The organism is Sphingomonas sp. (assembly GCF_048594985.1).
In the GTDB taxonomy this organism is placed as follows: domain Bacteria; phylum Pseudomonadota; class Alphaproteobacteria; order Sphingomonadales; family Sphingomonadaceae; genus Sphingomonas_I.
On record NZ_JBMDXG010000338.1, the window covers coordinates 1 to 9074 of the forward strand.

Sequence of the window (9074 nt, forward strand, 5' to 3'; positions counted from 1 at the left end):
AAGCTCTTCAGACGCGATTGCGTCAGCGACGGCAGGTCGTACCGCGCCGCCACCACGTTTGCCTGCACCGCGTCGGTCACCGCGTCGGTCGGCTGTCCGGCGGTCATCACCCCTTCGTAGAAGGTGCCGGCGGATCCGTTCCCGTTGTCCCCGCCATTCCCCATCTGGATGGCGCCCTTCTTGTGCATCGGGAAATAGGCGGCATTCTCGCGCGATCCCGGCCGGACGCCCGCATAGAAGGTCTTGAGCGGCCCACGCTGCGCATCGCCGCCGCGCAATGTCCAGAAGTTGCGCCCGCCTCCGCCGAACACGCCGGTTACGAAGCGCGACCGGATCGTCGGGCTGCCCTCGTTGAGGCCGGCCTCGTAGCCGGAGAAGAGCCCCGCCTCCATGTCCGACATGAGCCACGGGCCGCTGCCCGCGCCGCGTCCCCAGCCGCTCGATGTGCCGAAATAGACGCTCTCCATCGTCCCCGTCCCCACCGCGAGGCCGTTGGTCGATGCATTGCCGTAGTTGAAGCAGCAGCCGTTGCTGAAATGCGTGCCGTCGACCACGACGTGGATGCCCGCCGGCTCGTCGTCGATCGGCAGGTCGCGGGCATTGTTCTGGCGGAACCCCATGCCCGGCATGATGTAGACGCCATAGACCTTGTGCCCGCCCGCGATCGTGACCGGCGCCATGTCGGCGATCGGCGAGGCATCGAACGCACCCTTGGCCGGGCCGGGATAGAGCGGGCCGGGCGGCGCCTGGACCAGGTCGTTGCCGCGTCCCGATTGGTCGTAGATGATCGTGATGACGCAGACCGTCTCGCGGCAGAAGCGGTCCTGCGCGGCGGCGTCGGCATATCGCCCGCCCGTCAGCGCCACCATGCCGATGTCGAGCGTACGATCGTCGGCGGCCCGCTTCACCTGATAGAGCGGCCCCTCATAACTGGAGAGCAAGGCGCGCGTGGTGCTGTGCGCGGTGACGCACGGCGTGCCCGCCGCATTGTAAAGGTCGCATGGCCCCTGTGCCCGCTCCTGCGCGGCGGCCGGCGCCGCCCAGGCGACGGACGCCGATGTCGTGACCAGTGCGACTGCAAGCTTACTCGTGATCCGCATCGGACCGCCTCTCCCTTGTTCGCCACGCCCTCGGGAGCGCGGCTCATTTTTGGCGTTTCACGCTGATGCTGACGCGCAGCTGAAAACCGTCCCTCCGACGGTGACAGCCATCGCTAGGCAGCCATCCGCTCCGCCGCAAGCAGGGCGCGCAGGTCGCCCACCACGATATCCGCACGGCACCATTAGTTGTGTGTCCATGGCGCCCTTCCTACAGGAGCCGCCCAATACCGACTGACGGCGATTTCCCCGGAGAGCATGTGGTGTCCGTTCACCCCGATCGAATGCGCGTGATGGCGCTCGCGCTTGTGCTCGCAACGGCGCAGGGCGCTAGCGGGGCCGCGCCCGGGCCCGTCTATGCCGATCCGCGCCGCGCCGTCGCGGCCCCCGTCGATCATGCCTTCGACGGGACGGTCGAGGTGCAGGTCGACGCGACCGACATCGATCGCCGCATCTTCTCCGTGAAGCAGCGCATCCCGGTCGGGCAAGGCGGCGCGGTGACTTTGCTCTACCCGCGTTGGGAGCCGGCCAGCCATGGGCCGAGCCTCACCGTCACCGATCTCGCGGGGCTGGTCGTCGAGGCCGGGGGCCGGCGCATTCGCTGGCGGCGCGACCCTTATGAGCCGCACGCCTTCCACGTCGACGTGCCGCCCGGCGCGCGCATGATCGACGTCCGCTTCCAGATGGTCGCCGGGGGCGATCTGCTGACACCGGACGTCGTCACCGTGCCGTGGCAGCGGCTGATCCTCTATCCGGCCGGCTGGTATGCACGAAATATCCCGGTCGCGGCCACGCTGACCCTGCCGCGCGGCCTGCGCGCCTTCACCGCGCTGGAGGTCGCGGAGACGGACGGGGCGACCCTCCAGTTCGGCACCACGACGCTCGAGACGCTGCTCGACGCGCCGGTGCTCGCCGGCCGCCATACGGCACGGCTGCCGCTCACCGCGCCCGGCCCGGGTGCGGTCTCGCTCGATCTCGCGGCGTTGCGGCCGGGCGACCTCGCGGTCCCGCCCGAGCGGATCGCCGAGTTGCGGCGTCTGATCGCGCAGATGCGCGCGGTCTTCGGCACGACGCCCTTCCAGCGCTACGAAATTCTCGCGCGGTTGAGCGACGATGGCTCGTCGGGCGGGACCGAGCATCGCGCCGCCAGCGAGAATGGGCTGGCATCGTCGCACTTCCGGGACTGGCCGGGGCAGATCCTGTTCCGCGACCTGATCGCGCATGAAATCGTCCACGCCTGGAACGGCTTCTCCCGCACGCCCGCCGATCTGTGGGCGCCGACCCCCAACGTCCCCGTCGCGGGCAGCCTGCTGTGGATGTACGAAGGGCAGACCGAATTCTGGGGCCGCGTGCTCGCCACGCGCGCCGGCCAATTCACCCCGGCCGAGCTGCGCGACCGGCTGGCGATCGAGGCGGCCGAGGTCGCCGCCCGCCCCGGCCGCGCGTGGCGCCCGCTCTCCGACGACGTGAACTATCCTGCCTTCATGCTTCGCCAGCCCGTGCCGTGGCGCGATTGGCAGCGGCGGCGCGATTATTATTCGGAAGGCGTCATGCTGTGGCTGGCCGTCGACGCGGAACTGCGCGCGCGCAGCGGCGGCCGTCGCGGAATCGACGATTTCGCACGCCTGTTCTTCGCCGGGGCGGCTCCCGACGCGCCCGCCCGCACCTATACGTTCGACGACATAGCCGGCACGCTGAACGCGGTCGCGCCGGCGGACTGGGCCGGGTTCCTACATGGCTGGGTCGACGCTCATGACGAACTCGACACGACCAGCGGGCTTACGCGGCACGGCTGGCGGCTCGCCTTCACCGACACGCCCACCGCGGCCTTCCGCGCCAGCGAGGAGGAGGCCGGCGTCGCCGACCTGACCTATTCGATCGGGCTCACCGTCCGTGCCGATGGCGCGGTACGGACGGTCGCGTGGGACGGCCCCGCCTTTCGCGCCGGAATGCGGCCGGGCATCCGGATCGTCGCCGTCAATGCGGCGCCGTTCGCGCGCGACGCACTGCTGAACGCGGTGCGCGAGTCCGCACGCCATCCCATCGTCCTGACCATCGATCGCGAAGGCGCGCGGTCGGACATCATGATCGGATATGCAGGTCCGCTCCGCTATCCACGGCTCGAACGGATCGCCGACCGCCCCGATACGCTTGCCGCGTTGCTCGCCCCGCGCTGATTCCGCCTGAATCGACGGCACGACGCTCTAGGATCGATCGATGGCGGTCGGCCGCTCTTCTTCCGCCCCGCCCCATTTCGCGCGTTCGGCGAAGATCTGCGCTACCGTCGCCATATTGTCGCTGCCCCACGTGCAGAGCGGCGTCAGCGCCTCCGCCAGACTGAGGCCGAGCGGGGTGAGCGTGTAATCCACGCGCGGCGGCACCTCCTGATAGTCGCGGCGGGTGACGATCCCGTCCGCTTCCAGCTCCTTCAGTTGCTGGATCAGCATCTTGTCGCTGACCCCGCGCACCGCGCGCTTGAGCGCGCCATAGCGGTTCGGTCCCTGGACCAGGAAATAGATGATCAGCGGCTTCCACTTGCCCGCGATCACACGCAGCGTGGCGTCGAGCCCGCAGGAGAAGCCAGGAACGGGAGCGGGGCTTGTCGCCATCCTCCCTACTTACCAAAAGGTGCATACTTGTCGATAGGAAGGTGCGGGATCAGATACGCGGCCGGTTAATGACTGAGGGACGCGACATGAAAAGATTGGACGGCAAGACGGCGGTAGTGACCGGCGGCGGCACGGGCATCGGCTTCGGCACGGCGAAGCGCTTCATCGACGAGGGGGCGTCCGTCTACCTGTTCGGGCGGCGGCGGGAACCGCTCGACCGCGCGGCCGCCGAACTCGGGCCCAACGCCCGCGCGATCCAGGGCTCGGTAACCGATCAGGCCGATCTCGACCGGCTGTTCGAAACGGTGCGGGCGGAGCGCGGCGGCCTCGACATCCTCTTCGCCAATGCCGGCTTCGGCGCGCTGGTGCCGCTGGGGCAGATCACGCGCGACCAGTTTGACGCCGCCTTCGACGTCAACGTGAAAGGTACGCTGTTCACGGTCCAGACCGCCTTGCCGCTGATGGGTCCGGGCGGCTCGATCATTCTCACCGGCTCCACCACCGGCGTGATGGGAACGCCCTCATTCAGCGTCTACAGCGCCACCAAGGCCGCCGTCCGCAACTTCGCGCGGAGCTGGGCGCAGGACCTGCGCGGCACGGGCATCCGCGTGAACGTGCTTTCGCCCGGGCCGACCCTGACCGAGCTTGCCGAGGAGGCGGTCGGTCGCGACGCGATGATCGAGATGGGGGCGAGCACCCCGATCGGCCATGTCGGCGCGCCCTCGGAAATCGGCGCGGTCGCCGCATTCCTAGCGTCTTCAGACAGCAGCTTCATGACCGGCAGCGAGGTGTTCGCCGACGGAGGCTTCGCGCAGGTCTGACAGGAGCGAGGTGGGGCCGGCGCCATAAGCGCGCCGGTCCCCCGCCGCACGCCCGCGCCCTCTTTTACCGAAAGTGGCTCATCGCCCGACCGGCCGGTACATGCCCTTGATCTCCGCGTCGGGGCCGAGCGCGTCGGTCTGGTCCAGCACCGTCTCGCCCGCGCCGAGGATCAGGAAACCATCGGGGGCGAGGACCGAAGCCAGCCGGTCGAGCACCTGCCGCTTCCGGTCGGCCGCGAAGTAGAGCAGCACGTTGCGGCACAGGATCATGTCGAACGGGCCGGCCGGCGGCGGATCGAGGAGGTTGTGGACGCGGAACACCGGCCGCGCCGCCGCGTCCGGGCGGATGCGCCAGCTTTCGCCCTCCTGGTCGAACCGCGCGAGCAGGTCGGTGATCGGTAAGCCCCGCTGGATCTCCATCTGGCTGTACCGGCCCTCGCGCGCCTGCTCGATTGCCTGGGCCGAAACGTCGGTGCCGAGGATCTCGATCGTCCATCCCGTCCAGCGGGCGTCGTCGGCCCGGAACATCATGGCGAGCGAGTGGACCTCCTGCCCCGTCGAACAGCCCGCCGACCAGATCCGCAGCCGCCGGCTTTTCGCGCGCGCGGCGGCGAGCCGGGGCAGCAACGCGGCGCGGATCGCCTGGAAGACGCCGAGGTCGCGATAGAAGCTCGTCTCGTGGTTGAGCAGCGCCTCGACCACCGCCGACCGCAGCTCGGAGCCGGACGACCGCGCCAGCGTCGCCGCGAGCATGTCGAAGGTCGGGATGTCGTAGCGGCGCAGGATCGGCTGCAGCGCGGTTCCGATCCGCCATTGCCGGCCGGTGCCCAGCTCCTGCCCCGTCGTCCGTTCGAACAGGCCCGCCAGCGATCGCGCGGCAAGGGGGGTCATCTCCATCGCGCGGCGCCTTCTTCCCGCTCCGCCAGCCGCCGCGCAAGCTCGCCCGCCGGCGCGATCACGCGCGCCAGCCCGGCATTGGCGACCGCCCCCGGCATGCCCCACACGACCGAGCTGGCGCGGTCCTGCGCGAACACCGCGCCGCCGCCCCCGACCAGCAACGCCGCGCCGTCGACGCCGTCGCGCCCCATCCCGCTCAGCACCACGCCGACGGCGGCGGGGCCGTAGACCTTCGCCATCGACGCGAACATCGGATCGACCGACGGCAGGCAGCCCGATGCCGCGCGCTTGCGCTCCAGCCGGACGTGGACGATCCCGCCCGTCCGCGCGAGCGTGAGATGCGCGTCGCCGGGCGCGAGCAGGATCTCGCCTGCGATCAGCTGCAGCCCGGCCGCCGCGATGCGGGTCCTGCGGCCGGCCATGTCGGTCAGTTGCGTCGCGAAATAGGGCATGAACGGCGCGGGCAGATGCTGGGTGACCAGGATCGGGGCCGCGAATTCGCGTGGCAGCGCGGCGAAGAAGGTGGCAAGCGCGTGGACGCCTCCGGTCGAGGCGCCGATGCCGAGGCACTCGATCTGGCGGGCCGGGGCTCCCCCGCCCCCGCGCGGATCGGCCGGGGCCGCCCCGTCGCGCCCGTCCGGCCACGCGATCCGCCGCAGCCGATCGGTCAGGTCGCGCGCGAAGGGCCCGGAAAAGCCCGCGCTCATCGGCTTGAGCAACGTATCCGCCGCGCCCGCGCGCAGCGCCGCGATGCTGGCCGCCGCGCCATCCGCGCAGGCGGACGACACGATCAGGACGCGTGCCCCCTGCCCGGCGGCCAGCAGTTCGGGCAGTGCCGCCAGCCCGCCCACCCCCGGCATTTCGAGGTCGAGCAGAATCACGTCGACGCGCAGCTCGGCCAGCAGGCGGAGCGCCGCCGGCGCGCTGCCCGCCGATCCCGCCACGACGATATCGTCATCCTCGTCCAGCAACCGCGACAGCGCCGCGCGCGCGACGATCGAATCGTCGACGATCAGGACACGGATCGGCCCGGTCGTCCTTGGCGCGCTTGCCGCCTGTGGTCCGGCCGATCGTGGCTCCGCCACCGCCGCCGCCCTCAAGCGACGCCGACGATCTGGAGCTTGTTCGCCAGCGTCTCGCGGTCGAAGGGCTTCATGACATATTCGTCCGCCCCCGCATCGATCGCCGCGCGGATATGGCCGAGCCCGTTCTCGGTCGTGCAGAACACCACCTTCGGCCGCTGCGGCAGATCGGACTCGCCCAGGATGCGCAGGAATTCGATCCCGCTCATCACCGGCATGTTCCAGTCGAGCAGGATCACGTCGGGCGGCGCGGCGCGGCACCGGGTCAGCGCCTCCTGCCCGTCGCCCGCCTCGTCGACCGCGAAGTCGAGCGTCTCCAGGATATGGCGCGCGACCTTTCGGATCACCTTGGAATCATCGACTACCAGACAAGTCTTCATGCACGCGCGTCCTGATCGAGCGGAATGGGAAAAGCGCCTAGGGCGAAGGCGGTAAGGATCGTCTTAACGGGGGGCGACGGGGTCCGGCCCGGCGACGATCCGCCCCGGATCGAGCAGCAGCACCGCGCCCTCCTCGCGCACGATGCTGCCCCGCGCGGCGCGGCGCCATGACGGCCCCAGCACGGCGGGACAGGGTTCGGGCGCCGCCGCTTCGATCACGTCCTCGACCTGATCGACCAGCAGGGCGTAGCTGTGGCCGTCGACCTCGACGATCACCGCCGGCCCCGCCCCGTGCGGATGCGTGCCGAGCCCCAGCGCGCGCTGGCTGTCGATCACCGTCAGGACGCGGCTGCGCAGCGCGAACAGGCCGGCGACATGGTCGGGCGCACGCGGGATCGCGGCGATGTCGTGCACCTCGACGACCGACTGGATCTCGCCCGCCGGCAGCGCGATGGTCTCGTCGGCGACGCGCGCGATCAGATAGAGCCGTTCCATCGCTCAGCGCCCCCCCGCCGCACAGGTGCGCAGCCGCCCGAGCAATGCGTCGCGATCATAGCGATAGACGCTCCCGTCCCCCGCCCCGGCCTCCCCGGGCGAGGCGCGCAGCCGGATGACCGGCGCGCGCACGTCCTTCGGCGCGGTGCCCCCCGCGACGATCACGACCGAGACCGGCTCGGCCACCGGCTCCCCCGCGAACGCCACGCGATAGCCCGCCGTGCCGAGCAACGGGGCCAGAACCTCGCGCGCCCACGCGTCGCCACCCTCCGCCACCAGGCAGAGCGGCGCTCCCGCGACCGACACGCTGTCCGATGCGGATGCGAACAGCCAGAAGGGGTCGAGCATCTCGACCGGCTCGCCCGCATGCAGCATTACGCCCGCGATCGGGCCGGCGCCCCCCGCGGGCGTCATCTCCGCGCGCGTCTCCACCACATCGCTCACATGCCGGATCGCATAGGCCGCGCTGCGCGTCCCGTCGTTCAGGCGCAGCACGCGCAGCCGCCCATCGGCGGGCAGCGCGCCGATCGCGCGGAGCGGGATCAGCCGGTCCTGAAGCTGCAGCAGACGGGCGCCGCCCGCCGCGATCACCGCGCGCGCGGGCACGGCCTCGATCCGTTCGACCAGCGCCAGGCGGATGCCGCGCAGCACGCCGTCGAGGTCCAGGAACAGCAGGGTCGGCACCGCCGCCCCCTCCTGCGACTCCGCGACCGGCTCCACCGGTTGCGGCGCGGTCGTGCTTATGCCAGCCGCCGCCGCGATCCCTCCGACATCCAGCATCAGCATCGGCCGGCTGTTGTCGGGCAGGGTCGTGCCCGCATAGATGCCGCCGGCCATCAGCAACGGCGCGGCGGGCTTCACGACCAGTTCCTCGTGATCGTGGATCGCCTCGACGCCCAGCGCGTAGCGCGCGCCCCCGCCCACGCGCACCACCACCAGCAGCGCGGGCTCCTCGGCGGCCGGCGCCATGCCCATGAAACGGGCCAGGTCGACCACCGGCAGCCGCTCGCCACGCACGACCGCCATCAGCTCCCCGCCCAGCCGTTCCAGCCTGACCGCCTCGCCATTGGGGCGGACCAGCTCGTCGATCGCCGAGCGCGGAATGGCGAAATGCGTGCCCGCGCTGCTGATCGTCAAAGCCGGGATGATGGTCAGCGTCAGCGGCACACGCAGCGACAGACGCAGCCCCTGGCCGGGCCGGCTGTCGATCTCCACCGTGCCGCCGATCCGCTCGATATTGGCGCGGACGACATCCATGCCGACGCCGCGCCCCGAAATCGCGCTGGCGGTGTCGACGGTGGACAATCCCGGCTGGAAGACGAGCTCCAGCTTGCGCGCCCAGCTCATCGACGCGGCCTGATCCGCCGATACCAGCCCGCTCCCCACGGCCTTGCGCACCAGCCGGTCGGCGTCGATGCCGCGTCCGTCGTCGACGATCTCAATCAGGATCCAGTTGGCCGACTGGCGGGCGCCGATGGTCAGCAGGCCCGCTTCCGGCTTGCCCGCCGCATCCCGCTCGGCTGCGGTCTCGATCCCGTGGTCCAGCGCGTTGCGGACGATGTGGGTCAGCGGATCGCGGATCATCTCGATCATCTCGCGATCGAGTTCGACGTCGCCGCCTTCGATATCGACTAGCACTTGCTTGCCGAGTTCGGCGCTGAGGTCGCGAACCATGCGCGGCAGGCCGACGAAC

9 protein-coding genes are annotated in these 9074 nt (G+C 70.8%); 2 read left to right on the forward strand and 7 right to left on the reverse strand.

Features of this window, described 5'->3' with window-relative positions:
- The coding region (locus ACOJSF_RS13820; protein WP_420142777.1) for an arabinofuranosidase catalytic domain-containing protein at window positions 1-1100 on the reverse strand (1100 nt) is incomplete at its 3' end.
- 290 nt (window positions 1101-1390) lie between these two features.
- On the opposite strand from ACOJSF_RS13820, the gene ACOJSF_RS13825 reads away from it, so the two are divergent.
- Entirely contained in the window at window positions 1391-3274 is a 1884-nt protein-coding gene (locus ACOJSF_RS13825) for a peptidase M61 (RefSeq protein WP_420142778.1), read from the forward strand.
- A 27-nt stretch (window positions 3275-3301) separates the two neighbouring features.
- Here the strand turns inward: ACOJSF_RS13825 and ACOJSF_RS13830 are convergent, their stop codons facing one another.
- A complete protein-coding gene (locus tag ACOJSF_RS13830; RefSeq protein WP_420142779.1) occupies window positions 3302-3706 on the reverse strand; it encodes a winged helix-turn-helix transcriptional regulator in 405 nt (134 codons plus the stop codon).
- 86 nt (window positions 3707-3792) lie between these two features.
- Here ACOJSF_RS13830 and ACOJSF_RS13835 point away from each other — a divergent pair, with 86 nt between their 5' ends.
- On the forward strand, window positions 3793-4527 hold the full coding sequence (locus ACOJSF_RS13835) for an SDR family NAD(P)-dependent oxidoreductase (RefSeq protein ID WP_420142780.1): 735 nt from the start codon (window positions 3793-3795) through the stop codon (window positions 4525-4527).
- Window positions 4528-4605: 78 nt separating this feature from the next.
- On the opposite strand, the gene ACOJSF_RS13840 is transcribed toward ACOJSF_RS13835, so the two are convergent.
- The 5 genes from ACOJSF_RS13840 to ACOJSF_RS13860 form a co-directional block, all read right to left on the reverse strand.
- Window positions 4606-5424, reverse strand: a complete 819-nt coding sequence (locus tag ACOJSF_RS13840) for a CheR family methyltransferase (protein WP_420142781.1) — start codon at window positions 5422-5424, stop codon at window positions 4606-4608.
- Complete coding sequence (locus tag ACOJSF_RS13845) at window positions 5415-6509, reverse strand: chemotaxis protein CheB (RefSeq protein ID WP_420142782.1); 1095 nt, start codon at window positions 6507-6509, stop codon at window positions 5415-5417. Before ACOJSF_RS13845 ends, ACOJSF_RS13840 begins: the two co-directional genes overlap by 10 nt.
- An 11-nt stretch (window positions 6510-6520) precedes the next feature.
- A complete protein-coding gene (locus ACOJSF_RS13850; RefSeq protein WP_420142783.1) occupies window positions 6521-6886 on the reverse strand; it encodes a response regulator in 366 nt (121 codons plus the stop codon).
- A gap of 63 nt (window positions 6887-6949) precedes the next feature.
- Window positions 6950-7381, reverse strand: a complete 432-nt coding sequence (locus tag ACOJSF_RS13855) for a chemotaxis protein CheW (RefSeq protein WP_420142784.1) — start codon at window positions 7379-7381, stop codon at window positions 6950-6952.
- 3 nt (window positions 7382-7384) lie between these two features.
- Window positions 7385-9074, reverse strand: a 1690-nt coding sequence (locus tag ACOJSF_RS13860) for a chemotaxis protein CheA (RefSeq protein ID WP_420142785.1), incomplete at its 5' end; no start/stop codon positions are given.